The following is a 23,674-nucleotide window of genomic DNA, read 5'->3' on the forward strand; positions in this document are numbered from 1 at the left end:
CGTTTCGGGACCGTCACCCCCACACCGCGTTGGCACAGAGCCTGTTTTGTACTGGAGTTGCAGCATGAACATCCAACGCTCGAAACCCGATCAGACCCACACCACGGCCCTCTCGGCCGCGCTGAACGATCTGGCCAACCCCTGCGTCGGATGCGACAACTGCAACGGCCTGTGCGCGGAGCTCATCGACGTCCTGGTGATCCCCGGCGTCATCCTGTCCAGGAAGCGCACGAGCCCATGAACAAGCCCCTCAAGCAGCACCTGATCGATCCCGAAATCTGCATCCGCTGCTATACCTGCGAAATGACCTGCCCGGTGCAGGCGATCGAACATGACGACAACAACGTCGTGGTGGATGCCTCGAAATGCAACTTCTGCATGGATTGCATCCCGGTCTGCCCGACCGGCTCGATCGATGAATGGCGCGTGGTCGAGGAACCCTATTCGCTCGACGACCAGTACAGCTGGACCGAACTGCCCGAGCAGGCGGACATCGCCAGCGCCGACACCAGCATCGAGGCGATGGACGACGCCATGGCCGCCCTGCTGGCCGAGGCCCATGCCGGCGCCGGCGGCAAGGCGAAACCGCCGGCCACCGCCTCCAAGCCGACGGTGAACATGTACAATCTCGGCAAGCCGGCCGAAGCCACGGTGCAGGGCAACTACCGCCTCACCGACGAGGGCGGCGAGGCCGATGTGCGCCACATCATCCTCGATTTCGGCAGCCTGCCCTTCCCGGTGCTCGAAGGCCAGTCGATCGGGATCATCCCGCCCGGAACCGATGCCGAGGGCAAGCCGCACCTGCCGCGCCTCTACTCGGTCTCCTCGCCGCGCGACGGCGAGCGGCCGGGCTTCAACAACGTTTCGCTGACGGTCAAGCGCGAGGACAAGGGCCTCTGCTCCAACTACGTCTGCGACCTCGGGAAGGGCGACAGGGTGCGCGTCACCGGCCCCTTCGGCGCCACCTTCCTGATGCCCGGCGACCCGGACGCGCGGCTGCTGATGATCTGCACCGGCACCGGCTCGGCCCCGATGCGCGCCTTCACCATGCGCCGCCAGCGCACGGTCGGCGGCAAGTCGGGCGGCATGACCATGTTCTTCGGCGCCCGCACCCCGGAAAGCCTGCCCTACTTCGGCCCGCTGAAGAAGGTGCCCGACGCGCTGCTGAAGAAACACCTGGTCTATTCGCGCCAGCCCGGCCAGCCGAAGGAATACGTGCAGGACCGCATGGTGGCCGAGCAGGAAGCCGTGGCCGAGCTGCTGGGCGATCCCAACACCTATATCTACATCTGCGGCCTGCGCGGGATGGAGGAAGGGGTGGAGAAGACCCTGACCAATATCGCCGAGAGCATCGGCCAGCAGTGGACCGCCCTGCGCGACACCATGCGCGACGAAGGCCGCTACCACGTGGAAACCTACTGAATGGCCCCTGCCGAGGGGCCCCGCGCCTTCGAATATCCGATCCACGTCACCTGGGGCGACTGCGACCCGGCGCGCATCGCCTATACCGGCCGCCTGCCCGAATTCGCGCTGCTGGCGATCAACGGCTGGTGGGAGCACCACCTGGACGGCGATGGCTGGTACCAGATGGAGATGGACCGCGGCTTCGGCACGCCCTTCGTGCATCTCTCGCTGGACTTCCGGTCGCCGGTGACGCCGCGCCACCGGCTGATGTGCGAGGTCTTCCCCACCGCGCTCGGCACAAGGTCGATCAGCTTCGCGGTGATCGGCCGGCAGGACGGGGTGACCTGCTTCGAGGGCCGCTTCACCTGCGTCTTCACCGAGGCGGGCTCGGTGAAGACCCTCCCCGCGCCGCCCGATATCCGCGCCATCGTCACGCCGCTGATCCGCGCCTGAACGGCGCCGCTGGCGGCGAAAGCCATTGCCTGGATCGCCGCCACAGGCTAGATTATGCACTATAATACATAAGCCAGCGCAGCCATGACAGAGATCACCAATTTTCGCGGAGACCGGATCGCCCCCCCTGACGAGATGCAGGGCGATGCCGGCGTCGCGGCGCTGATCCAGCGGGTGGGCGAAAGGGTGCGCAAGGCGCGCGAGCGCAAGGGCATCCCGCGCCGGGTGCTCTCGGAAATCTCCGGCGTCTCGCCGCGCTACCTGGCCCAGCTCGAGGCCGGCGAGGGCAATATCTCGATCGGCCTGCTGCAACGGGTGGCCGAGGCGCTGGATCACCGCATCGAATGGCTGATGAGCGCCGACGATCCCTGGGCCACCGATGTCTCGCGCATGGCCGACCTCTACCGCGCCGCCAGCCCCGAGGTGCGCCAGGCGGTGATGGAGGCGCTCAGCTCCGATTCGCCCGAGGCGCGCCGCGCCCACCGCATCTGTCTGGTCGGGCTGCGCGGCGCCGGCAAGTCGACGCTGGGCGCGATGGCCGGAAAGATGCTGGGCGTGCCTTTCATCGAGCTGAACCGCGAGATCGAGGAACACTCCGGCATGCCGGTCGACGAGGTGCTGGCGCTCTACGGCCAGGAGGGCTACCGAAGCCTCGAGGCGCAGGCGGTCGACCGGGTGATCTGCACCCATGACAGCGTGGTCCTGGCGGTCGCCGGCGGCATCGTGGTGGAACCCGAGACCTATGCCCGCCTGCTCGGCCATTTCCACACGATCTGGCTGCGCACCTCGCCCGACGAACACATGGCCCGCGTCCGCGCCCAGGGCGACGAACGGCCGATGGCCGGAAACCCCGAGGCGATGGAACAGCTGCGCTCGATCCTGACCAGCCGCGAATCGCTCTACGCCCGCGCCGAGGCGCAGCTCAATACCTCGGGCAAGCCGGTCGAGGCCTCGGCCCAGGAACTGGTCGCCCTGATCCGCGCCCGCGGCTTCCTCGGCTGACGCCGCAAGAGGCGCCGTTCGAGCCAGCGCCACGCCCCTGATTTCTCTTCTTTTCAAATACCTCCGGGGGGAGACGCCCGGCACGGGCGGCGGGGGGCAGCGCCCCCCTGCAACAGCGGCCACGGGGGACTCCCAACAAGAACAAAACGTGAATATACTGACCTTCCCATGTTCGCCGAGCTCTCGATCACCTCGAACTTCACCTTCCTCACCGGGGCCTCCCACCCCGAGGAGTACATGCGGCTCGCCTGCCGGCTGGAGCTCCCGGCGCTGGCCATCGCCGACGACAATTCGGTCGCCGGCATCGTGCGCGCCCATGCCGAGGGCAAGGCCATCGCCCGCAGGGTGCGCGAGCGGCAGGACTGGGACGCGGCGCATGACCCGATCGGCCCGCCCCGCCCGGCGCATCTGCCGCCGCCGCCGGCCTTCCCGCTGGCCCATGTGCCCCGGCTGATCCCGGCGGCGCGGCTGCTCTTCACCGATGCGCCCCCGGTCACCGTGCTGCCCGAGACGCGGGCCGGCTGGGCCAACCTCTGCCGCATCCTCTCCGCCGGTCGCCTGCGCGCCGACAAGGGCGACTGCATCCTGCATCTCGACGACCTGCTGGAGCGGCCCGAGGGCCTGCAGCTGCTGCTCTGGCCGCCAGAGGCGCCGACGGAGACCGGCGGCGCGGGCGCCTGGCGGACACAGGCGCAGCGGCTGGCGCGCCGCCTTGCCGGGAAGGTCCACCTGCTGATGCACCCGCTCTACGACGGCCGCGACGGTCCCCGCTTCGACGCCCTCGCGCGCGAGGCGGAGTTGCTGGGGATCCCGACCCTGGCCAGCGCCGCGCCGATGATGCACCGGGGCAGCCGCCGCCGTCTCGCCGACGTGCTGAGCGCGATCCGCCTGCACTGCCGGGTCGAGGACCTGGGCCGCGGCGCCCTGGCCAATGCCGAGCGGCGGCTGCGCGGCGAGAGCGAGATGCGCCGCCTCTTCGCCGGCCACGAAGAGGCCGTCGCGCGCGCCGGCGCGCTGGCCGGAAGCCTGACCTTCTCGCTCTCCGAGCTGCGCTATGACTACCCCAGCGAGGTCGAGAACGACGAGACCCCGGCCGCACGCCTGGCCCGGCTGGCCGAAGAGGGCCTGGCCTGGCGCTATCCCGCCGGCGCGCCCGAGCGGGTGCGGGCGATGATGCGCCACGAGCTCGACCTGATCGGCCGGCTGCGCTACGAGCCCTATTTCCTGACCGTGCACGACATCGTCGCCTTTGCCCGCTCGCGCAACATCCTTTGCCAGGGGCGCGGCAGCGCGGCCAATTCGGTGGTCTGCTTCTGCCTCGGCATCACCTCGGTGTCGCCCGAGATCGGCACCATGGTCTTCGAGCGCTTCGTTTCCGAGGCGCGCGACGAGCCGCCCGACATCGACGTCGATTTCGAGCACGAGCGCCGCGAGGAGGTGATCCAGTGGATCTACGACCGCTACGGCCGCCACCGCGCCGGCCTCTGCGCCACGGTGATCCACTACCGCGGCAAGCGCGCCATCCGCGAGGTGGGCCGCGCCATGGGCCTGTCCGAGGACACGCTTTCGGGCCTCTCCTCGCAGCTCTGGGGCTTCTTCTCCTCCGAGGCGATGCAATACGAGCGCCTGCGCGAGATCGGACTCGACCCGACCGACCGCCGGCTGATGCAGACGCTCGACCTCGTGCATCAGATCGAGGGCTTTCCCCGCCACCTGTCGCAGCATGTCGGCGGCTTCATCATCACCGAGGGGCGGCTCGACGAACTGGTCCCGATCGAGAATGCGACGATGGAGGACCGCACCGTCATCTGCTGGGACAAGGACGACATCGACACGCTGGGCATCCTGAAGGTCGACGTGCTGAGCCTCGGGATGCTGACCTGCATCCGCAAGGCCTTCGACCTGCTCGCCACGCATCACCGCCTTCACCACACGCTGGCGACCCTGCCGCCCGAGGATCCGGCGGTCTATGACATGCTCTGCCGCGCCGACAGCATCGGCGTCTTCCAGGTCGAGAGCCGGGCACAGATGAACTTCCTGCCCCGGATGCGGCCGCGCAACTTCTACGACCTGGTGATCGAGGTGGCGATCATCCGCCCCGGTCCGATCCAGGGCGACATGGTGCATCCCTATATCCGCCGCAGGAACGGCGAGGAGAAGGTCGAGTTTCCCTCGGACGCGCTGGGGGCCGTGCTGGGCAAGACCCTGGGCGTGCCGCTGTTCCAGGAACAGGCGATGCAGATCGCCATCGTCGGCGCGGGCTTCACGCCGGAACAGGCCGACCGGCTGCGCCGCTCGCTCGCCACCTTCAAGAAGCATGGCAGCGTCAGCGAGTTCCGCGAGCTCTTCCTGCGCGGGATGCGGAAGAACGGCTATGACGAGGATTTCGCGCAGCGCTGCTTCAGCCAGATCGAGGGCTTCGGCTCCTACGGGTTCCCCGAAAGCCATGCCGCCTCCTTCGCGCTGCTGGTCTATGCCTCGGCCTGGATCAAGCGGCACCACCCCGGCATCTTCGCCTGCGCGCTGCTGAATTCGCAGCCGATGGGCTTCTATGCCCCGGCGCAGATCGTGCGCGACGCGCGCGAACACGGGGTCGAGGTGCGCCCGGTCTGCATCAACGCCAGCTACTGGGACAACGTGATGGAGCCCGACGGCAAGGGCGGGCTGGCGCTGCGGCTGGGCTTCCGCCAGATCAAGGGGCTGGCCGAGGAGGATGCCAGCTGGCTGACGGCAACGCGCGGCAACGGCTATCTCGAGGTGAACGACCTCTGGCGCCGCGCCGGCCTTGGCCCGGCGGTGATCGAGCGCCTGTCCGAGGCCGATGCCTTCGCCGCCCTGGGCGTCAGCCGGCGCGAGGCGCTCTGGGCCGCCAAGGCCATCGCCAAGACCGAACCGCTGCCGCTCTTCGCGCTCGACATCGAGGGCGAGGCGATCCGCGAGGCCCCGGCGCAGCTGCCCGAGATGACCCTGGGCGAGCAGGTGGTCGAGGATTTCGTCGCCCTGCGCCTCAGCCTCAAGGCGCATCCCGTCGCCCTGCTGCGCCACCTGCTGACACCGGGCACGCCGTTTTCCGGCACGGAAAACGGTCCGAAATCCGTGACGGATTTCGGCTCCGCCCGCGCCGCGATCCCGGCCCCCCGGCGGTTTGCCTGCGAGGAATACCCCAAGGGCCACAGCCGGCCGCCCTGAGCCGCACAGATGCCTCGCCCGGTGCCCGGTACTAGGTTAGGATCGGTGGAAACCGGAGGATTGCCATGCGTCTTGTCCTTGCCGTTTTCACAGCCCTCGCCCTGTGCTCCCCCGCCCTTGCCAAGGTCCGATGCAAGCCGGTCGAACCGCAGCTTGCCGGCGGCTACGAGCTGCGCGGGGTGATGGAGGTCGGCTCGCTCATCATGCTCTCGCCCGACGGCAGTTTCGGCTACATGCTGAGCTACGGCGCCTATGACGAGGAGGCGAGCGGCTGCTGGGAGACCGACGGCCGGACGGTCACGCTGAACGTGCGCCAGATGCGGGTGAACCACGGCAACACCAAGTTCCGCCAGAAGGTGCTGAGCGTCGATTCCCGTGGCGGGCTGGTGCGCTGGGAGCAGGGCAAGGCGGTGGGCACCTACGTCCGGGTGCGCCGGTTCTGACGCTTCAGCGCAGCCAGACCTCGACCCGGCGGTTGACCTTGCGGCCCCAGTCGCTGTCGTCGCAGGCCATCGGCAGAGCCTCGCCGAAGACCTCGACATGGGTGGCCACCTCGCCCGGCGCGGCCTGCGCCGCCTTGACCACCGCGTTGCGCACCGCCTCGGCGCGGGCGCGGGCGATGCGCATGTTGCTGCCCGCCGGCCCGTCGCCATCGCTGAAACCGACGAAGGTCAGCGTGCTGGCGTCGAAGGCCCCGGCCTCGATCGCCTCGGCCAGCAGCAGGATATTGGTGCGCGACTGCGCGTCGGGCCGGGCCGAGCCGGGCTCGAAGCGGAAGGACAGCGACAGGCGCGTCATGGGCTTCAGCACGCCGATCATCCGTTGCAGTTCGTCCAGCGGCACCTCGCGCCCGGCGGCGAGGATCGCATTGGCCAGCCGGTCGCCCTGCAGCCCGAGGCCGATGGTCTCGTGCGCCTGGTCGACGAAGCCGGCGCGGCGGATCACGATCTGCGCCATCGGGCTGCCGACATAGGACAGGAAGGCGCGGCCCATCTTCGGCAGCCGGCGCGCCGGCTGGTAGAGGAACATCGGCGAGGTCAGCGGGTAGTCCTCGGTCTTGATCGACCGCCGGGTCGCCTCCAGCGAGAAGCCGCAGCCGCCGGCCAGCGGCAGCACCCTGGTCTCGCCGGTCTCGGCGAAGCTGGCCAGCCCGATGCCGAAGGGGTCCTTCATCACCGCCTCGACCAGCTTGCTGGTCGGCGCGTGGCGCTCGGCGCCCTCGGCCAGGTGCAGCCGGCCGGGGCGCAGCAGCGTGTCCTCGGCCACCTGCGCCAGACCGGTGCCCTCGGCGGCGAGATGCAGCGTGATCGGCGCATCCGGCCCGCCCAGGTCGGCCCAGTTGGTGATCTGCCCCGAGAAGACCTGCGCCAACTGCACGGCCGAGATCTCGCGCACCGGGTTGTCGGGGGCCACCACCGGCACCATCGCGTCCAGCGCCACCACCCGCGCCCGCCCCGGCTGGGTCAGGTCGCCCATGCCCGCCTCGATGGCACGGGCGCGCTCGCTCGGGCGGATCTCGCGCAGGGCCATGACCAGGTCGGCCTCGTCGGCCAGCAGGTCGGCAAAGCCCTCGTCGGTATTGGTCACGCGGAAGATGAAGCGGGCCAGGGTGCGCCCGGTCTCGGGCGCCTTCAGCTCGTATTGGAAATGCGATTCGTCCAGGTCGCGCCGTTCGGCCTGGTGGCCGCTGCGCAGCGCGAATCCCTCGACCAGCGCCGGCAGCAGCACCTCGGCCATAGTCGAGGAGCCCGAGAACAGGATCTCGGCCACGTAATCCTGCAGGTTCGGGCAGCCCGGCCCGTCGCAGGTCACCCCCGAGCCATCGACCGTCAGCGGGCCGAACTTGGTCTCGACCCGGTAGAATTCGCCGTCGAAGCCCAGCAGGGTGCCGGTCACTTCGATCGAACCGTCGTGCGAGGTCAGGGTGACGTCCTGCGCCGCCGCGCCAAGCGGGATGCAGAACAGCAAAAGTGCGGCGATGAACGCCGCACGCCAATTCATCATGTCGGGCCTACTGCTTTCCGCTTATTTGGCGGCGATTTTCAGGTCATCTACCAGATTATTCAACACCAGAAAATCACCAACCGCAGAACAATCCGGCATCGACAGCACGAGATCCTGCGTGCGCAGGCCCGCGTCCTGGCGCAGTTCGATCGACTGCGCGCTGATGTCGCGGCCGCAATTGGCGGCCGTTATCTCGGCCTCGATGGTCAGATCGACCGTGCCCGAGCGCTTGGCCCCTTCGGTCGGGAAGGTATAGACTTCGACAACCTTCGCCCCCAGCGCGCCCGGATCGCCCAGCCGCTGGAAGCTGCCGCCATTGTGCGAGGCAACCGACCCGGCCCAGACATGGCCATCGCTGCCATAGGCGGCACCGAATTCGCGGGCGTGGACCTGGAAGCCGGTGTCGCCGGTCCATTGCAGCGCAACCCGGTCGATGCCGTCGAGACCTGCAACATCCGCCGAGGCGACGGCGCCCCTGCCGTTGTCGAACTGGACGATGAAGACCGCCTTGTGGCTCATCGCCGGCACCACCAGGTGCAGGCCGCCGTCGCGCGAGGTGGTCTCGGTGAACATCATGCCCGAATGGTGGATCGTCACCCGCTGGCTGCCGTTGCAGGGCGCCATCACGGTCAGCTTGACGGTGGCAAGCGGCGCCGGCTCCGCCGTCGCGGTGATCTCGCAGCCGAGGTAGGGCGTCAGCGGCTCTTCCGGGATGGTCGGGGCGACGTCGGGCTCGAACGAGGCCGAGGCGATCAGCGCGCGGGCCAGGTCAGAGATCGCCGGCAGCGGCGATTCGACCGAGGTCAGGCGGATCTGGGTCAGCGGCAGCTCGACCATGTCGGGGGCATCGGGCAGCACCGGCTCGGGCAGCGCGGCCTGTTGCGTGGCGGCCAGGGCCGGGTCGGCAAGCTGCGGTTCGAGAAAAGTCTTGGCGATGGGGGTGGGGCGGAGCGAGATCGCGCCTTTCGGCGGTTCGACGGCGGTCTGCATGACCCAGCCGATGGCCAGCGCCGCGCCGACCGTGCCGGCCGAAGTCAACAGCTTGCGCTTCCTGCTCATGGCACCCTCCATCCACACCGGGTCGGAGGGTGTTGTCCCAGTCAATCGGGGCCAAGGTGTGGCCGTGGTTGGGAGTCATTCAGGCATGGGCAAAGCGGCGCCGAAGCGCCGCCGCCAGATCAGACCTTGCCGTGGCAGTGCTTGAACTTCTCGCCGCTGCCGCAGGGGCATTTCTCGTTGCGGCCCGGGTTGCCCCAGGTCGAGGGATCGTCCTCGACAAAGCCCGGCAGGGGCTCGGTGCGCTCGGCCTCGGCCACGGCCACGTCCGCACCGCCCGTGGTCACGCCCTGCACCGGCGCCTCGCCCTGGGCCCGCGCCATCTGCGCCTGCTGGGCGAAGAACTGCTGCAGCAGCGCGCGCTGCTCTTCCTCGCTCGGCATCGAGAGATGCGTGAGGTTCTTGGTCACGTTCTCGCGCAGCGAGTCGAGCATGTTCTCGAACAGCTGGAAGCTTTCGTTCTTGTATTCGTTCAGCGGGTCGCGCTGCGCATAGCCGCGGAAGCCGACGACCGAGCGCAGGTGTTCCAGCGTCAGCAGGTGCTCGCGCCACTTGGCGTCGATGGTCTGCAGCAGCACCTGCTTCTCGATGTTGCGCATGTTCTCGGGGCCGAATTCGACCGCCTTCTTGGCCATGTGCTCGTCGCTGGCCTTGATCAGGCGCTCGCGCACTTCCTCGTTGTCGACGCCTTCCTCGGCGCACCATTCCATGACCGGAACGTCGATGCCCAGCTGCTCGATCACCTGGGCGTAGAGACCCTGGGTATCCCACTGGTCGGCATAGGATTTCGGCGGCATGTAGCTTTCGATCAGGTCGTCGATGACCTGGTGGCGCATGTCGTCGGCGATCTCGGACAGGTCGGTCGCCTCCATGATCTCGCGGCGCTGGCCGAAGATCACCTTGCGCTGGTCGTTCATCACGTCGTCGAACTTCAGCAGCTGCTTGCGGATGTCGAAGTTGCGCCCCTCGACCTTGGCCTGCGCCCGCTCCAGCGACTTGTTCACCCAGGGGTGGACGATCGCCTCGCCTTCCTTGAGGCCCAGCGTGGTCAGCACCTTGTCGAGCCGCTCCGACCCGAAGATGCGCATCAGGTCGTCTTCGAGGCTGAGGTAGAACACCGTGCGGCCAGGGTCGCCCTGGCGGCCCGAACGGCCGCGCAGCTGGTTGTCGATGCGCCGGCTCTCGTGCCGTTCCGAGGCCATCACGAAGAGACCGCCGGCCTCGAGCACCTTGGCCTTCTCCTCGGCGTGCTTGGCCTCTTCCTCGGCGCGCAGCGCCTTGGGGTCGGCATCCGGGTTGGCCTTCATCGCTTCGAGCACCTTCAGCTCGACGTTGCCGCCCAGCTGGATGTCGGTGCCGCGGCCGGCCATGTTGGTGGCGATGGTCACCGCGCCCAGACGGCCGGCGTCGGCGATGATCTGCGCCTCGGCCTCGTGCTGGCGGGCGTTCAGCACGTTGTGCTTGATGCCCTCCTTGGTCAGCATCTGGCTCAGCATTTCCGACTTCTCGATCGAGGTGGTGCCGATCAGCACCGGCTGGCCCTTGGCATGGGCCACCTTCAGCTCTTCGACCATCGCGGCGTATTTCTCGCGCGCGGTGCGGAAGACCTGGTCGTCCTCGTCCTTCCGGGCAATCGGCAGGTTGGTCGGAACCTCGACCACGCCCAGGCCATAGATCTCGCGGAATTCCTCGGCCTCGGTGGCGGCGGTGCCGGTCATGCCGGCCAGCTTGTCATAGAGGCGGAAGTAGTTCTGGAAGGTCACCGAGGCCATGGTGACGTTCTCTGGACGGATGGCCACGCCTTCCTTCGCCTCGATCGCCTGGTGAAGCCCGTCCGACAGGCGCCGGCCCGACATCATCCGCCCGGTGAATTCGTCGATCAGCACGACGTCGCCGTTGCGGACCATGTAGTCCTTGTCCTTCTGGAACAGCTTGTGCGCGCGAAGGCCCTGGTTGACGTGGTGCACGATGGTCGTGCTTTCGGGATCGTAGAGCGATTGGTGCTCGGGCAGCAGGCCACGCGCGCGCAGCTGCGCTTCGAGGAACTCGTTGCCCTCGTCGGTGAACGAGACGTTCCGGGTCTTCTCGTCGAGCGTGTAATGCGCCTCGGTCAGCAGCGGGATCAGCCCGTCGATGGACTGGTACAGCTCGGACCTGTCGGTCGCCATGCCCGAGATGATGAGCGGCGTGCGCGCCTCGTCGATCAGGATCGAGTCGACCTCGTCCACGATGGCGTAGTGGTGGTGCTGCTGGAACACGTCCGAAAGCTCGGACTTCATGTTGTCGCGCAGATAGTCGAAGCCGAATTCGTTGTTGGTGCCGTAGGTGATGTCGCTGCGATAGGCGGCGAGCTTCTCCTCGTTCGGCATGTCGGAATAGATGACGCCGGTGGTCAGACCCAGCGCGGCAAAGACCTTGCCCATCCATTCGGCGTCGCGCTTGGCTAGGTATTCGTTGACCGTGACGACATGCACGCCCTTGCCGGGCAGCGCGTTCAGGTAGGCCGCGAAGGTGGCGGTCAGGGTCTTGCCCTCGCCCGTCTTCTGTTCGGCGATATTGCCCTGGTGCAGGAAGATGGCGCCCATCAGCTGCGTGTCGAAGGCGCGCAAGCCCAGTGCGCGACGCGCCGCCTCGCGGCAGTTGGCGAAGGCCTCTGGCAGCAGGTCGTCCAGGCTTTCGCCCGCCATCGCCCGCTTGGCCAGCTCTTCGGTCTTTTCCTTCAGGCCATCATCCGAGAGTTTGACAAACTCCGGTTCCAGCGCGTTGACTTTCTCGACCAGCGGACGAGTCGCCTTGATCTTGCGGTCGTTCGGCGTTCCGAACACCTTCCTGGCGATAGTTCCGATTCCCAGCATGCTTTCTCCAGCCGATCCGAGGCTTCCTGGTTGTCGCAGGCTTGCCCGCCCGTGTCGCAACCCTATAGATACGGAGAGCAACGGCGGCTCCCCAAGGCCACAAGGCGATTTAGGGGGCAGGCCATGTAGTGTCAACGCCGCGCCCTGTCGCGACCCCGGAATAGGAAGAAATCCATGCCCAAAGGCTTCACTTTCGTGCCGGCAATGGCCCTCGCGGCCCTGCTGGCCCTGCCGACGCCCTCTCGCGCCGAACCCGGCGTCGACACGGTTGTCGCGCGGGTCAACGGGCAGGAAATCACGATTGGCCACATGATCGTAGCCCATGCGACCCTGCCGCAGCAGTATCAGCAACTGCCGCCGGACGTGCTCTACGACGCGATTCTGAACCAGCTGATCCAGCAGAGCGCGCTGCAACAGTCGCAGACCGGCGAAGAACCGCTGCATGTCCGCCTCTCGCTCGAGAACGAGAAGCGGTCGATGATGGCGGCCGACGCGATCGAAACCGTGATGGCCGGCGCCGCAACCGAGGAAGAGATCAAGGCCGCCTATGACGCCCGCTACGGCGACGGCTTCGGCGCCGAGGAATACAGCGCCGCGCATATCCTGCTCGAAACCGAAGAGGCCGCCAAGGCGGTGCGCGAGGAGATCGTCAACGGCGCCGATTTCGCCGAGGTGGCCAAGGCCAAGTCGACCGGCCCCTCGGGCCCGAGTGGCGGCGACCTGGGCTGGTTCTCGGCCACCGACATGGTGCCGGAATTCTCGGCCGCTGTGGTGGCGATGGAGCCGGGCGCCGTGTCCGAGCCGGTGCAGACCAAGTTCGGCTGGCACATCATCAAGCTGAACGAAAAGCGCCGCGCCGAGGCGCCCGCGCTCGAGGCCGTCTCGGAAGAGATCGCGATGGAGCTGCGCAAGGCCGCAGTCGAGAAGAAAGTGGAAGAACTGACGGCAGCCGCCACGGTCGAGCGCCCCGAGGTCGAGGGGCTGGATCCGACGGTGCTGCGCAACCTGGACCTTATCAGGAACTGAGACATGGCGAAGATCACCAAGGTTTCCCCCCTGGCCCCCGCGGCCTTTCCCGAACTGCCGGTGATCGCCGGCGCCAGTTTCGCAAGCGCCGAGGCCGGCGTGCGCTACAAGAACCGAACCGACGTGATGCTGGCGCTGCTTGCGCCCGGCACTGCGGTGGCCGGGGTGTTCACCCGTTCGGCCACCCGCTCGGCCCCGGTGCTCGACTGCCAGGCCAAGATTGGCGGCGATGCCTCGGCCGGCGCCGCGATCCTGGTAAACTCGGGTAATTCCAATGCCTTCACCGGCCATCGCGGCCAGCTGTCGGTCAAGGAACTGACCGAGGAGACTGCGCGCGTCACCGGGGTTCCGGTCTCGCGCGTGTTCACCGCCTCGACCGGGGTGATCGGCGAGCCGATGCCGCACGAGCGCATCGTTGCCAAGCTGGATGAGCTGAACACGGCGCAGGATCCGGAAAAGATCCGCGACGCGGCACGGGCAATCATGACCACCGACACCTTCCCCAAGGGCTCGGCCCGGACGGTGGAGATCGGCGGCAAGACCGTCTCGATCGCCGGCATCGCCAAGGGCTCGGGCATGATCGCGCCGGACATGGCGACGATGCTGGTCTACATCTTCACCGATGGGAAGGTCGAACAGGCCCGGCTGCAGACCGAACTCGCCGCGATCTGCGACAAGACCTTCAACTGCATCACCGTCGATAGCGATACCTCGACCTCGGACAGTCTCATGCTCTGCGCCACCGGCGCCTCGGGCGTCGATGCCACCGATGCCGAGGCCTTCTGGGAGGCGCTCTACGAAGTGATGCTCGACCTCGCCCACCAGGTGGTGAAGGACGGCGAAGGCGCGACCAAGTTCGTCGAGATCCAGATCACCGGTGCGGCCAGCGACGCCGACGCCAAGGTGCACGGCATGGCCATCGCCAACTCGCCGCTGGTCAAGACCGCCATCGCCGGGCAGGACCCGAACTGGGGCCGGATCGTCATGGCGATCGGCAAGTCCGGTGCGGCGGCCGAGCGCGACCGGCTGACCATCCACTTCGGCGACATCCTCGTTGCGCAGCACGGCTGGGTCAGCCCGGACTACAAGGAAGCCGACGCGGCCGAGCACATGAAGCAGCAGGACCTGCTGATACGCGTCGACCTCGGTCTGGGGACGGGCGCCTGCACGGTCTGGACCTGCGACCTGACCCACGGCTACATCGACATCAACGCGGATTACCGCTCCTGATGAAAACCGTTCTGGTGTCCGCCGTCGCCCTGATCGACGTCGACGGCCGGGTGCTGCTCGCGCAGCGCCCGGAAGGCAAGTCCATGGCCGGCCTCTGGGAGTTTCCCGGAGGCAAGGTCGAACCCGGCGAAACCCCCGAAGCGGCGCTGATTCGCGAGCTGCACGAGGAACTGGGCATCGACACCTGGGCCTCTTGCCTGGCGCCGCTGACCTTTGCCAGCCACAGCTACGACGATTTCCATCTGCTTATGCCGCTGTTCGCCTGCCGCAAGTGGAACGGCATCCCCGCCGCGCGCGAAGGCCAGACCCTTGCCTGGGTGCGTCCGAACGACCTCAAAACCTACCCGATGCCCGAGGCGGACAAGCCGCTTGTCCCCATTTTGCGTGACTGGCTATGAAAATCTGGCCCATCCTGCCGAAACCTGCAGGTTTGCGAATATTTTGTTCGCTTTGACTGAAAATTAACCTCGATTAATTTTCCGCATAGCAATATTCTATTCCTACCGTGAGCATCTCGTTCTTTGGGGAGGATCAGACTTGCTGCGCACAATCACGATAGGTACCTGCGTATCCATACAAGGGATGTTCGTTCGGTCCTTCCCTGACGGGTATATCGCCGTCAGGGTCGGCAATACGATCTTCAAGGGACGCCCGGTGCAACCGGCAGCCGCATCGGCTTGAATTCGAAAACATCCAACACGACAAAAAAAGGCACGGTGTCGCCACCGTGCCTTTTCCTTTGTTCGGGGTGGCCCGCTCAGGTGAGCGTGCGGGCCACTTCCTCGCGGGTGAAGATCTCGATGACATCGCCGGGGCGGATGTCGTCGTAGTTCTCGAAGGCCATACCGCATTCCTGGCCCGACTGGACCTCGGACACTTCGTCCTTGAAGCGCTTGAGCGTCTTCAGGGTGCCTTCGTGGATCACCACGTTGTCGCGCAGCAGGCGCACGCCTGCCGAACGGCGTGCCACGCCCTCGGTGACGAGGCAGCCCGCCACCTTGCCGACGCCGGAAACCTTGAAGACTTCCTTGATCGTGGCATAGCCGATGAAGTGCTCGCGGATCTCGGCACTGAGCAGACCGCTCGCCGCCTTGCGCACGTCGTCGACCAGGTCGTAGATGATCGAGTAATAGCGGATCTCCACGCCCTTCTGGTTCGCCGAGTTGCGCGCGCTGGCGTTGGCACGGACGTTGAAGCCCATGATCGGCGCCCTGCTGGCTTCGGCGAGGCCCACGTCGGTCTCGGTGATGGCGCCGACGCCCGAGTGAAGCACGCGGACGCGCACTTCGTCGTTGCCGATCTTCTCCATCGCCTGGACGATCGCTTCGGCAGAACCCTGCACGTCGGCCTTCACCAGGATCGGCAGCTCGGTGACGCTGGCATCTGCCTTGGCGTTCGCCATCAGCTGTTCCAGCGTCGTCGCCGCGCCAAGCGCCGCGCGCTTGTCCTTGGCGAGCTGCTCGCGGTAGGCGGCGATCTCGCGCGCCTGCGCTTCGGTCTCGACCACGTTCAGCACGTCGCCCGCTTCCGGAGTCCCGTTCAGGCCCAGCACCTCGACCGGAACCGACGGCCCGGCTTCCTTGATGCGAACGCCCTTGTCGTTCTCCATCGCGCGGACCTTGCCCCACTGTTCGCCGACGACGAAGATGTCGCCCTGCTTCAGGGTGCCGTTCTGGACCAGCACGGTGGCGACAGGGCCGCGGCCCACGTCCAGCTTGGCCTCGATCACGGCGCCTTGTGCGGCGCGGTCGGGGTTGGCCTTGAGTTCGAGGATCTCGGCCTGCAGCACGATGGCTTCAAGCAGTTCGTCCAGGCCCTCGCCGGTCACGGCCGAAACCTCGACGTCCTGCACCTCGCCCGACATCTTCTCCACCACCACTTCGTGCTGGAGCAGGTCGGTGCGCACCTTGGTCGGGTTCGCCGCCGGCTTGTCGATCTTGTTGATCGCCACGATCATCGGCACACCGGCCGCCTTGGCGTGGTTGATCGCCTCGACGGTCTGCGGCATCACCGCGTCATCCGCTGCCACCACCAGCACCACGATGTCCGTCACCTGTGCACCGCGCGAGCGCATCGAGGTAAAGGCCGCGTGGCCGGGGGTGTCGAGGAAGGTCATCAGCTGACCGCCCTTGGTCTTCACCTGGTAGGCGCCGATGTGCTGGGTGATCCCGCCGGCTTCGCCTGCAACCACCTTGGCGTTGCGGATCGCGTCCAGGAGCGAGGTCTTGCCATGGTCGACGTGGCCCATCACGGTGATGACCGGCGGACGCGACTGGAGATCCTTCGCATCGTCTTCGACCTGGGTGATCACGTCCTCGACGTCGGCATCCGACACGCGGACGACCCGGTGGCCGAATTCCTCGACGATCAGTTCGGCGGTATCGGCGTCGATGGTCTGATTCTGAGTGACCATCATGCCGTTCTGCATCAGCGCCTTGACCACCGCGCCGACCCGTTCGGCCATGCGGTTGGCCAGCTCGCTGACCATGATCGCCTCGGGCACCTGCACGTCGCGCACGATCTTGTCGCGCTCGGCACCGCCGCCCATCGCCTTCTGGCGGGCGCGTTCCTGCTTGCGCTTCATCGCCGCCATCGAGCGCTGACGTCCGCCTTCGCCGCCGGTCAGCGCCTGGTTCAGCGTCAGCTTGCCGGCACGGCGGCTGTCGTCGCGGCCCTTGTTGCGGGCATTGCGGTCGGTGTCACGCTCGACGTCGACCTTGCGCGGGTTCGCCGGCGCGGCCGGCTTGGCGCTGCGCGCCCCGCCGTCGGCCTCTTCGCGGTTGGCCGGGGCAGGCTGCGGCGCGGCGGGAGCAGCGGCGCGCTGAGCGGCCACCTCGGCCAGCTTGCGCTGACGCTCTTCCTCTTCGGCCTTGGCCTTCAGCGCCTCTTCGCGCTCGCGGTCCTCGCGTTCCTTCGCCTCCATCTCGGCGCGGCGCCGTTCACGCTCTTCCTCGCGGGCACGCTCGTCCGCCTCGCGTGCAGCGGCCTCTTCGACCTCGCGCGCCTTGGCAGCCTGGACCGCCTTCAGACGGCGCTCCATCTCCGCATCGGTGATGCCGGCAGGACGCCGCGACGGATCGCCGATGGCGCCCGACTGCGACCCGCCAGCGGGTTTCGCGCCGCCGGGCTTCGGCACGACGACACGCTTGCGCTTGGTCTCCACGACAACGTTCTTGGTGCGTCCGTGGCTGAAGCTCTGCTTCACGTTGCCAGGACGTGCACCCGCGCCGCGGAGGCCCAATGTCTTTTTGCCGTCAGTATCGCTCATACAGCTCTTTTTCCTTCCGAGCGGCCGTTGCCACCCATCAATTCACGCAAACCGCGCAATCTTTGCGCTTCCTCTACAACACGTGGCGCGAGTCCACCAGAGGCGAGCGCCGCATGTATCACAGTTTGGCGGCCAAAGGCCATTCCCAACTCATCCGCCGTCAGACAGCCGATGTATTTGCCGAAGTGCGGCGTGCTCAACTTGGTCTTTCCGCGCCCGGATCCGTCGAGCGCCTGAATCAGCACAACCGCCTCTTCCCTGTCGAGCCAGCTCTTCACCTTCTCGAAGCCGGCCACCGCCTCGCCCGACTTGCGTGCGAGGCTGATGAGGTCGATCAGCCGGCGCAACACCAGCCGTTCCACCTCGTCGGTGAGGCCTTCGGGCACCGTGACCGGCGCCTTGAGACCACGGGCGAAGAGCTTCTTCGCCACTGCCTTGTCGAGCGCCGCCCGATCGGCGGACACCCAGACCCCGCGGCCCGGCAGCTTGCCCGAGACATCGGGCACCAGCTGGCCGTCGGGACCGGCGACAAAGCGGATCAGCCCGTTCTTGGGCTGTACTTCGCCGGTGACGATGCACTTGCGCTCGGCAGCGCCGTCACGGTCCTTTTCGGCGCCCCCTCGCGTCATCGTCATCACCTGACGGAGCCCGAATTAGGCTCCGGCCTCCTCTTCCTCGGTATCGTCGCCTTCTTCGGCTTCTTCCGCGCTCTCGAGTTCGGCCGGGTCGACCCAGCCGAGCAGAATGCGTGCGGTCATCACCATGTTCTGCGCTTCTTCGAGGCTGACGTCGAAGGGCTCGAGGATACCCTCGTCCTTGACGCGCTCGCCGTTCACGGTGGTCCAGCCGCCTGCCAGTTCCCAGTCGGCGCAGGTGGCGAAGTCTTCCAGCGTCTTCACGCCGTCCTTGGCCAGTGCTTCGATCATCTGGGGTGTCAGGCCCTCGAATTCAACCAGGCTGTCCTCGACACCCAGTGCACGGGCGTTCTCGAGCGCGGCCTTGTTCTGCGCTTCCAGGTAGTCGCGGGCGCGGGCCTGCAGCTCGGCGGCGGTGCTTTCGTCGACGCCTTCGATCACCAGCAGCTCGTCGAGGTCGACATAGGCGACTTCCTCGAGGTTGGTGAAGCCTTCGGCGACCAGCAGCTGGGCGAAGAATTCGTCAAGGTCCAGCGTGTCCATGAACAGCCTGGTGCGGTTCTCGAACTCGGCCTGGCGGCGCTTGGACTCTTCCTCTTCGGTCATGATGTCGATGTCGAGACCGGTAAGCTGGCTGGCCAGGCGCACGTTCTGACCGCGGCGGCCAATGGCGAGCGAGAGCTGCTCTTCCGGCACCACGACCTCGATGCGCTCGGCATCCTCGTAGAGAACCACCTTGGTCACTTCCGCCGGTTGCAGGGCGTTGACCAGGAAGGTCGGAACGTCCTGGTTCCACGGAATGATGTCGATCTTCTCGCCCTGGAGCTCGTTCACCACGGCCTGCACGCGGCTGCCGCGCATACCGACGCAGGCGCCGACCGGGTCGATCGAGTTGTCATAGGACACCACGGCGATCTTGGCGCGCGAACCGGGGTCACGGGCGACGGCCTTGATCTCGATGATGCCGTCGTAGATTTCCGGCACTTCCATCTTGAACAGCTCGGCCATGAATTCCGGCGCGGTCCGCGACAGGAAGATCTGCGGCCCGCGCGGCTCGCGGCGCACGTCCTTGATGTAGCAGCGGATGCGGTCGTTCGGACGATAGGCCTCGCGGCCGATCTTCTCGTTGCGGCGCAGGATCGCCTCGCCGGCGCCCACGTCGACGATGACGTTGCCGTATTCCTCGCGCTTGACGATGCCGTTGATGATCGTGCCGGCGCGGTCCTTGAATTCCTCGTACTGGCGGTCACGCTCGGCTTCGCGGACCTTCTGCAGGATCACCTGCTTGGCCGATTGCGCGGCGATCCGGCCCAGGTCGACCGGCGGCACTTCCTCGACGTACTCGTCGCCCACTTGCGGATCGGCCATATACTGCTTGGCCTGCTCGACGGTGAACTCTGCCTGGTAGTTCTCGACGGCGTCATCCTCGACCACGGTGCGGACGCGGGTGAAGGTCGCGCGGCCGGTCTTGCGGTCGATCTTGACGCGGATGTCCATCTCGGCGCCGTAACGGCTCTTGGCGGCGCGGGCGAGGCTCTCTTCCATTGCCTCGATGACGAGACGCGGGTCGATCATCTTCTCCCGGGCCACAGCCTCGGCAGTCTGAAGCAGCTCAAGCTGGTTGGCAGAGGTGATTGCCATTAGTCGTTCTCCTCTTGGGGCGCCTCGGGCCCGTCATCCCCCGAAGGGGTCTCTTCCAGTATTTCGTCGAACTGGTCTTCGTTAAGTGTCCCGGCGTTCTTGCGCTGACGCAGCATCTCGCGGATCAACTCGTCGGTCAGCACCAGCTTGGCGTCGCTCAGCCATTCGAACTTGAGCCCGATGGTGCCCTCTTCGACGTTGATCAGAACCTCGTCGCCCTCGACCCCTGCCAGCATGCCCTTGAAGCGGCGGCGTCCGTCGATCAGTTCGGAGGTCTCGATCTTGGCCTCGTAGCCTTCGTAGTCGTCGAAGTCCTTCAGCCGGGTCAGCGGCCGGTCGATGCCGGGGCTCGACACTTCGAGCGTGTATTCGTCGAGAATCGGGTCCTCGACGTCGAGAATGGCGCTGACCGCGTTCGAGATCGCGGCGCAATCGTCCACCTCGATCCCGCCGCCCGGCTTGTCGGCCATGATCTGCAGCGTCGTAGACTTGCCCGACATCAGCCGGATGCGCACCAGTTCGAATCCAAGATCCTCGATGGCCGGAGACACGATCTCGGCCAGTCGGCGGTCAATGGCTGCTTTTGCGATCAGGTCGTTCTGCATGGGTCCAGACACAAAAAAACGGGCGCGCGGCCCGTCGATATTTCTCGGTGGAGCGTCAGGTTTGGACCCCGACGCGCCGCTGTTGAGGGGCATATACGCGCATCACCCCTCGATCTCAAGGGCAATATTTCGCGCAAGGCCCCAAGGTCCCTGTACACAGCGCAATTCTCTGCTTGAGCAGACCGCGCCAAGGCCCCATCTAGCGGCAAACGACCAGACCAGAATACCCCGCCCGAACAATAGCCTGAGACCCCCGAACAGCGCCCATCGTCCCGTCCGCGTGATCCGCGGGCCCGGCGGCGGTGATCTGCGCGGAGCCACCAAATGAATATCGCCGCCCGCCTCGTTAACAGCACCCATTTCCAGCGTTTCATCATCGCCGTGATTCTCGTCAACGCGGTGATCCTCGGCCTGCTGACCCTCGACCTGTCGCCCGGCACGCGCAGCCTTCTGCTGCTGATCGACCAGGCCTGCCTTGCCATCTTCGTCGCGGAACTCGCGCTCAAGCTCGTGGTGTTCCGCCGCGACTTCTTCCGCGACGGCTGGAACATCTTCGACTTCATCGTGGTCGGCATCGCGGTGATGCCCGACGCCGGCGGCCTGGGCGTGCTGCGAACCCTGCGGGTGCTGCGCCTGATGCGGCTGATCTCGGTCGTGCCCTCGATGCGCCGCGTCATCACCGGCATGTTCCTGGCGATCCCCGGTGGCGCCTCGGTCGCGGCGGTGCTGGCGATCCTCTACTATGTCGGTGCGATCATCGGCTTCAGCTTCTTCCACCAGTCGGTGCCCGAGCATTTCGGCAGCATCGGCACCACCTTCTTCACTCTGTTCAAGATGATGACGCTGGAAGGCTGGCCCGACATCGCCGGCCAGGTGATGGAACAGCACCCCCATGCCTGGATCTTCTTCGTCGCCTTCATCATCCTCACCACCTTCACCACGCTCAACCTGCTGTTCGGCATCATCGTCGACGCCATGCAGAACGCGAAGGAGGAGGACGTGCGCGAGCAGATGGCCGAACACGGCATCCCGCCGGACGAGGAATCGCCCGAGATGCGGCTGGTGATGATGGAGCGCGACATCCGCGAAATCCGCGCCCTGCTCGAATCGATGGCACTGCCCGGCCAGAGAACCGCCGCGGAATGACGCGGCGGCACGTGGCGCGGCTCTATCCACATTGACCCTTTGCCCGCGCCACGTTAGGCCGCTTGCCGACACATTCCCGAGGAGGCGCATATGTCCAACCCTTCCCTTCTGATCCTGCCGGGCGACGGCATCGGCCCCGAAGTCATGGCGCAGGTGATGCGCATCATCGACTGGTACGGCGCAAAGCGCGGCCTCAAGTTCGATGTCTCCGAGGATCTCGTCGGCGGCTGCGCCTACGACAAGCACGGCACGCCGCTGCATGACGACACCATGGCCAAGGCCCAGGAAGTCGACGCGGTGCTGCTCGGCGCCGTCGGCGGCCCGAAATACGACAAGCTCGACTTCTCGGTGAAGCCCGAGCGCGGCCTGCTGCGCCTGCGCAAGGAAATGGACCTCTACGCCAACCTGCGCCCGGCCCAGTGCTTCGACGCGTTGGCCGACTTCTCGTCGCTGAAGAAGGACGTGGTTGCCGGTCTCGACATCATGATCGTGCGCGAACTGACCTCGGGCGTCTACTTCGGCGAGCCGCGCGGGATCTTCAAGGAAGGCAACGAGCGGGTGGGCATCAACACCCAGCGCTACACCGAGAGCGAGATCGCCCGCGTGGCGCGTTCGGCCTTCGAACTGGCCCGCAAGCGCAACAACAAGGTCTGCTCGATGGAGAAGGCCAACGTGATGGAATCGGGCATCCTGTGGCGCGATGTCGTCACCGAGGTGCACGAGGCCGAATACAAGGACGTCGAGCTGTCGCACATGTATGCCGACGCCGGCGCCATGCAGCTGACCCGCTGGCCGAAGCAGTTCGACGTGATCGTCACCGACAACCTGTTCGGCGACCTGCTGTCCGACCTCGCGGCGATGCTGACTGGCTCGCTCGGGATGCTGCCCTCGGCCTCGCTGGGCGCACCGATGGAGAACGGCCGGCCCAAGGCGCTGTACGAGCCGGTGCATGGTTCCGCCCCCGACATCGCCGGCCAGGGCAAGGCCAACCCGATCGCCTGCGTGCTCTCCTTCGCGATGGCACTGCGCTATTCCTTCGACAAGGGCGCCGAGGCCGAGCGGCTGGAAAGCGCGGTCAACGCGGTTCTCGCCAAGGGCATCCGCACCGCCGACCTGCTGAACGCCGAGGGTGTGACCCCGGTGTCGACCAGCCAGATGGGCGACGCGATCCTGGCCGAGCTCGACGCCTCGCTCTGATCGGGGGCGGCCGGGTCAGGCCGCCTCGGCGACCGCCAGTCGCCAGTATTCCCCGAGCCGTCCGCCCAATGCGGCGGGCGGCTCGACAAACAGCTTCGGCGCCAGCAGCAGCGCCTTCCGGCACAGCGCCTCGCCCTCGCGCCCCGACAGCTTCACCGCCAGTTCCACCGCATCGTCCGACAGCCCCCTGGCGCCCTTGAGCGCCAGCCGCAGCATGTACAGGTCGCGGTCATCGCCCAGCGCCTCGCCCACCTGCTCGGCCAGCTGTTCGCGGGCGACCAGCACCTCGGGCCAGGCTGCCCTGAGAAGCTGGCAGTGGAAGCGGTGGTATTTCACCCGCTTGCGCAGCTCGTGCAGACGCTCGGGCGCGGCCGCGTCGCCCGGCGCGTTCAGCAGCGCACGCCCCTGCCCGTAGACCTTGCCGACACCCCCGGCGAGGCAGTCCACCTCACCGCCCGAAAGTTCCCAATACCGTGCGCGCCGAAGCGCCGCCTCCAGCGCCCCGCGCGCCTCGGCCGCGCGGGCCGAAAGATCCTGTCCGGCCGCCGCGCTGCGCAGGGCCCCGGCCCAGTCCACTACCGGCCCGAGCCGCGCGCGCATCTTCTTGCCCGGCGTTGCATCCAGCAGGCGCTCGGCGGTCACCGCCAGCACCTGCGCATCGCGCACCCCGGAGAGCAGCCGCGCGACATCGCGGAATGCGGCGTTCTCGGCGCCATAGGTTTTCCCCAGCCCCGGCCGCACCAGCCGCAGCAGCGCCCGCAGTTTCTTCATCCGCTTGCGCAGCGCATGAACCGAGGCCTCGGGATCCGCGCCGACCCGGTCGAGGTCGGCGATCCCGCCCTCGATCAACCCGACCGCTCCGCGGCGCAGGTTCTCCTCGACCGTCAGCGAAAGATCGAATGCGTACTCCATGACCCCTTTGGACAATTCCCCGCCGCCACGTCCGGCCACAGGGTTGCAACC

At 66.9% G+C, this 23,674-nt stretch carries 19 protein-coding genes; 11 read left to right on the forward strand and 8 right to left on the reverse strand.

From position 1 onward, the window contains the following. The first annotated feature begins 64 nt into the window (after positions 1-64). The 6 genes from IE266_RS00605 to IE266_RS00630 all read left to right on the forward strand — a co-directional run bounded on the left by IE266_RS00605 (position 65) and on the right by IE266_RS00630 (position 6,491). Positions 65-241, forward strand: a complete 177-nt coding sequence (locus IE266_RS00605; protein ID WP_189678091.1) for a hypothetical protein — start codon at positions 65-67, stop codon at positions 239-241. After that, the gene (boxA, locus tag IE266_RS00610; protein ID WP_189678092.1) at positions 238-1,422 is read left to right on the forward strand and encodes a benzoyl-CoA 2,3-epoxidase subunit BoxA; all 1,185 of its coding nucleotides are present in this window, start codon (positions 238-240) and stop codon (positions 1,420-1,422) included. Before IE266_RS00605 ends, boxA begins: the two co-directional genes overlap by 4 nt. Further along, positions 1,423-1,857, forward strand: a complete 435-nt coding sequence (locus IE266_RS00615) for an acyl-CoA thioesterase (RefSeq protein ID WP_189678093.1) — start codon at positions 1,423-1,425, stop codon at positions 1,855-1,857. Between the two features lie 84 nt (positions 1,858-1,941). Then, positions 1,942-2,859, forward strand: a complete 918-nt coding sequence (locus IE266_RS00620) for a helix-turn-helix transcriptional regulator (RefSeq protein ID WP_189678094.1) — start codon at positions 1,942-1,944, stop codon at positions 2,857-2,859. A 168-nt stretch (positions 2,860-3,027) separates the two neighbouring features. After that, a complete protein-coding gene (locus tag IE266_RS00625) occupies positions 3,028-6,048 on the forward strand; it encodes an error-prone DNA polymerase (RefSeq protein WP_189678095.1) in 3,021 nt (1,006 codons plus the stop codon). A gap of 65 nt (positions 6,049-6,113) precedes the next feature. Then, the gene (locus IE266_RS00630) at positions 6,114-6,491 is read left to right on the forward strand and encodes a hypothetical protein (RefSeq protein ID WP_189678096.1); all 378 of its coding nucleotides are present in this window, start codon (positions 6,114-6,116) and stop codon (positions 6,489-6,491) included. A 4-nt stretch (positions 6,492-6,495) separates the two neighbouring features. Here the strand turns inward: IE266_RS00630 and IE266_RS00635 are convergent, their stop codons facing one another. From IE266_RS00635 to secA, 3 genes are all read right to left on the reverse strand, one after another. Further along, positions 6,496-8,052 carry a phosphate ABC transporter substrate-binding/OmpA family protein gene (locus IE266_RS00635; RefSeq protein ID WP_189678097.1) on the reverse strand — a complete coding sequence of 519 codons (1,557 nt, stop codon included), beginning with the start codon at positions 8,050-8,052 and terminating at the stop codon, positions 6,496-6,498. Positions 8,053-8,073: 21 nt separating this feature from the next. Then, positions 8,074-9,111 carry a translocase gene (locus IE266_RS00640; protein WP_189678098.1) on the reverse strand — a complete coding sequence of 346 codons (1,038 nt, stop codon included), beginning with the start codon at positions 9,109-9,111 and terminating at the stop codon, positions 8,074-8,076. A 119-nt stretch (positions 9,112-9,230) separates the two neighbouring features. Continuing rightward, complete coding sequence (gene secA, locus IE266_RS00645; protein WP_189678099.1) at positions 9,231-11,963, reverse strand: preprotein translocase subunit SecA; 2,733 nt, start codon at positions 11,961-11,963, stop codon at positions 9,231-9,233. Between the two features lie 174 nt (positions 11,964-12,137). On the opposite strand from secA, the gene IE266_RS00650 reads away from it, so the two are divergent. From IE266_RS00650 to IE266_RS00660, 3 genes are read left to right on the forward strand one after another with little or no spacing between them, the layout of a single operon-like run. Further along, positions 12,138-12,989: a peptidylprolyl isomerase gene (locus IE266_RS00650; protein ID WP_189678100.1), complete on the forward strand. Its 852-nt coding sequence runs from the start codon at positions 12,138-12,140 to the stop codon at positions 12,987-12,989. A gap of 3 nt (positions 12,990-12,992) precedes the next feature. Continuing rightward, the gene (gene argJ / locus IE266_RS00655) at positions 12,993-14,219 is read left to right on the forward strand and encodes a bifunctional glutamate N-acetyltransferase/amino-acid acetyltransferase ArgJ (protein WP_189678101.1); all 1,227 of its coding nucleotides are present in this window, start codon (positions 12,993-12,995) and stop codon (positions 14,217-14,219) included. Beyond that, positions 14,219-14,617, forward strand: coding sequence for a (deoxy)nucleoside triphosphate pyrophosphohydrolase (locus IE266_RS00660; protein ID WP_189678102.1), 399 nt, complete (start codon positions 14,219-14,221; stop codon positions 14,615-14,617). The genes argJ and IE266_RS00660 overlap by 1 nt, the downstream gene beginning before the upstream one ends. Positions 14,618-14,976: 359 nt before the next feature. Here the strand turns inward: IE266_RS00660 and infB are convergent, their stop codons facing one another. The 4 genes from infB to rimP are packed head-to-tail and all read right to left on the reverse strand — an operon-like array spanning position 14,977 to position 20,368. Further along, positions 14,977-17,487, reverse strand: a complete 2,511-nt coding sequence (infB, locus tag IE266_RS00665) for a translation initiation factor IF-2 (RefSeq protein WP_189678103.1) — start codon at positions 17,485-17,487, stop codon at positions 14,977-14,979. Further along, the gene (locus tag IE266_RS00670; protein ID WP_189678104.1) at positions 17,484-18,116 is read right to left on the reverse strand and encodes an RNA-binding protein; all 633 of its coding nucleotides are present in this window, start codon (positions 18,114-18,116) and stop codon (positions 17,484-17,486) included. Before IE266_RS00670 ends, infB begins: the two co-directional genes overlap by 4 nt. 24 nt (positions 18,117-18,140) lie before the next feature. Next, entirely contained in the window at positions 18,141-19,763 is a 1,623-nt protein-coding gene (gene nusA / locus IE266_RS00675) for a transcription termination factor NusA (RefSeq protein ID WP_189678105.1), read from the reverse strand. Beyond that, a complete protein-coding gene (gene rimP, locus IE266_RS00680; RefSeq protein ID WP_189678106.1) occupies positions 19,763-20,368 on the reverse strand; it encodes a ribosome maturation factor RimP in 606 nt (201 codons plus the stop codon). Before rimP ends, nusA begins: the two co-directional genes overlap by 1 nt. Positions 20,369-20,692: 324 nt before the next feature. Between rimP and IE266_RS00685 the strand changes: the two genes are divergently transcribed. Together IE266_RS00685 and leuB are read left to right on the forward strand one after the other, a co-directional pair. Continuing rightward, positions 20,693-21,514 carry an ion transporter gene (locus tag IE266_RS00685; RefSeq protein WP_189678107.1) on the forward strand — a complete coding sequence of 274 codons (822 nt, stop codon included), beginning with the start codon at positions 20,693-20,695 and terminating at the stop codon, positions 21,512-21,514. 90 nt (positions 21,515-21,604) lie between these two features. Beyond that, on the forward strand, positions 21,605-22,711 hold the full coding sequence (leuB, locus tag IE266_RS00690; RefSeq protein WP_189678108.1) for a 3-isopropylmalate dehydrogenase: 1,107 nt from the start codon (positions 21,605-21,607) through the stop codon (positions 22,709-22,711). Between the two features lie 15 nt (positions 22,712-22,726). On the opposite strand, the gene IE266_RS00695 is transcribed toward leuB, so the two are convergent. Continuing rightward, on the reverse strand, positions 22,727-23,623 hold the full coding sequence (locus IE266_RS00695; RefSeq protein ID WP_189678109.1) for a CHAD domain-containing protein: 897 nt from the start codon (positions 23,621-23,623) through the stop codon (positions 22,727-22,729). Positions 23,624-23,674 lie beyond the last annotated feature (51 nt).

It is taken from the genome of Seohaeicola zhoushanensis, from assembly GCF_014656415.1.
GTDB classification, from domain to species: Bacteria; Pseudomonadota; Alphaproteobacteria; order Rhodobacterales; family Rhodobacteraceae; genus Seohaeicola_A; species Seohaeicola_A zhoushanensis.

What these genes read in the sequence shown, in the direction of transcription:
- IE266_RS00695 (WP_189678109.1), bottom strand. Translation starts at nt 23,623, where the DNA reads ATGGAGTACGCATTCGATCTTTCGCTGACGGTCGAGGAGAACCTGCGC.
- IE266_RS00670 (WP_189678104.1), bottom strand. Translation starts at nt 18,116, where the DNA reads ATGACGCGAGGGGGCGCCGAAAAGGACCGTGACGGCGCTGCCGAGCGC.
- rimP (WP_189678106.1), bottom strand. Translation starts at nt 20,368, where the DNA reads ATGCAGAACGACCTGATCGCAAAAGCAGCCATTGACCGCCGACTGGCC.
- leuB (WP_189678108.1), top strand. Translation starts at nt 21,605, where the DNA reads ATGTCCAACCCTTCCCTTCTGATCCTGCCGGGCGACGGCATCGGCCCC.
- IE266_RS00635 (WP_189678097.1), bottom strand. Translation starts at nt 8,052, where the DNA reads ATGATGAATTGGCGTGCGGCGTTCATCGCCGCACTTTTGCTGTTCTGC.
- secA (WP_189678099.1), bottom strand. Translation starts at nt 11,963, where the DNA reads ATGCTGGGAATCGGAACTATCGCCAGGAAGGTGTTCGGAACGCCGAAC.
- IE266_RS00640 (WP_189678098.1), bottom strand. Translation starts at nt 9,111, where the DNA reads ATGAGCAGGAAGCGCAAGCTGTTGACTTCGGCCGGCACGGTCGGCGCG.
- boxA (WP_189678092.1), top strand. Translation starts at nt 238, where the DNA reads ATGAACAAGCCCCTCAAGCAGCACCTGATCGATCCCGAAATCTGCATC.
- IE266_RS00650 (WP_189678100.1), top strand. Translation starts at nt 12,138, where the DNA reads ATGCCCAAAGGCTTCACTTTCGTGCCGGCAATGGCCCTCGCGGCCCTG.
- infB (WP_189678103.1), bottom strand. Translation starts at nt 17,487, where the DNA reads ATGAGCGATACTGACGGCAAAAAGACATTGGGCCTCCGCGGCGCGGGT.
- IE266_RS00660 (WP_189678102.1), top strand. Translation starts at nt 14,219, where the DNA reads ATGAAAACCGTTCTGGTGTCCGCCGTCGCCCTGATCGACGTCGACGGC.
- IE266_RS00615 (WP_189678093.1), top strand. Translation starts at nt 1,423, where the DNA reads ATGGCCCCTGCCGAGGGGCCCCGCGCCTTCGAATATCCGATCCACGTC.
- IE266_RS00620 (WP_189678094.1), top strand. Translation starts at nt 1,942, where the DNA reads ATGACAGAGATCACCAATTTTCGCGGAGACCGGATCGCCCCCCCTGAC.
- IE266_RS00685 (WP_189678107.1), top strand. Translation starts at nt 20,693, where the DNA reads ATGAATATCGCCGCCCGCCTCGTTAACAGCACCCATTTCCAGCGTTTC.
- IE266_RS00605 (WP_189678091.1), top strand. Translation starts at nt 65, where the DNA reads ATGAACATCCAACGCTCGAAACCCGATCAGACCCACACCACGGCCCTC.
- nusA (WP_189678105.1), bottom strand. Translation starts at nt 19,763, where the DNA reads ATGGCAATCACCTCTGCCAACCAGCTTGAGCTGCTTCAGACTGCCGAG.
- argJ (WP_189678101.1), top strand. Translation starts at nt 12,993, where the DNA reads ATGGCGAAGATCACCAAGGTTTCCCCCCTGGCCCCCGCGGCCTTTCCC.
- IE266_RS00625 (WP_189678095.1), top strand. Translation starts at nt 3,028, where the DNA reads ATGTTCGCCGAGCTCTCGATCACCTCGAACTTCACCTTCCTCACCGGG.
- IE266_RS00630 (WP_189678096.1), top strand. Translation starts at nt 6,114, where the DNA reads ATGCGTCTTGTCCTTGCCGTTTTCACAGCCCTCGCCCTGTGCTCCCCC.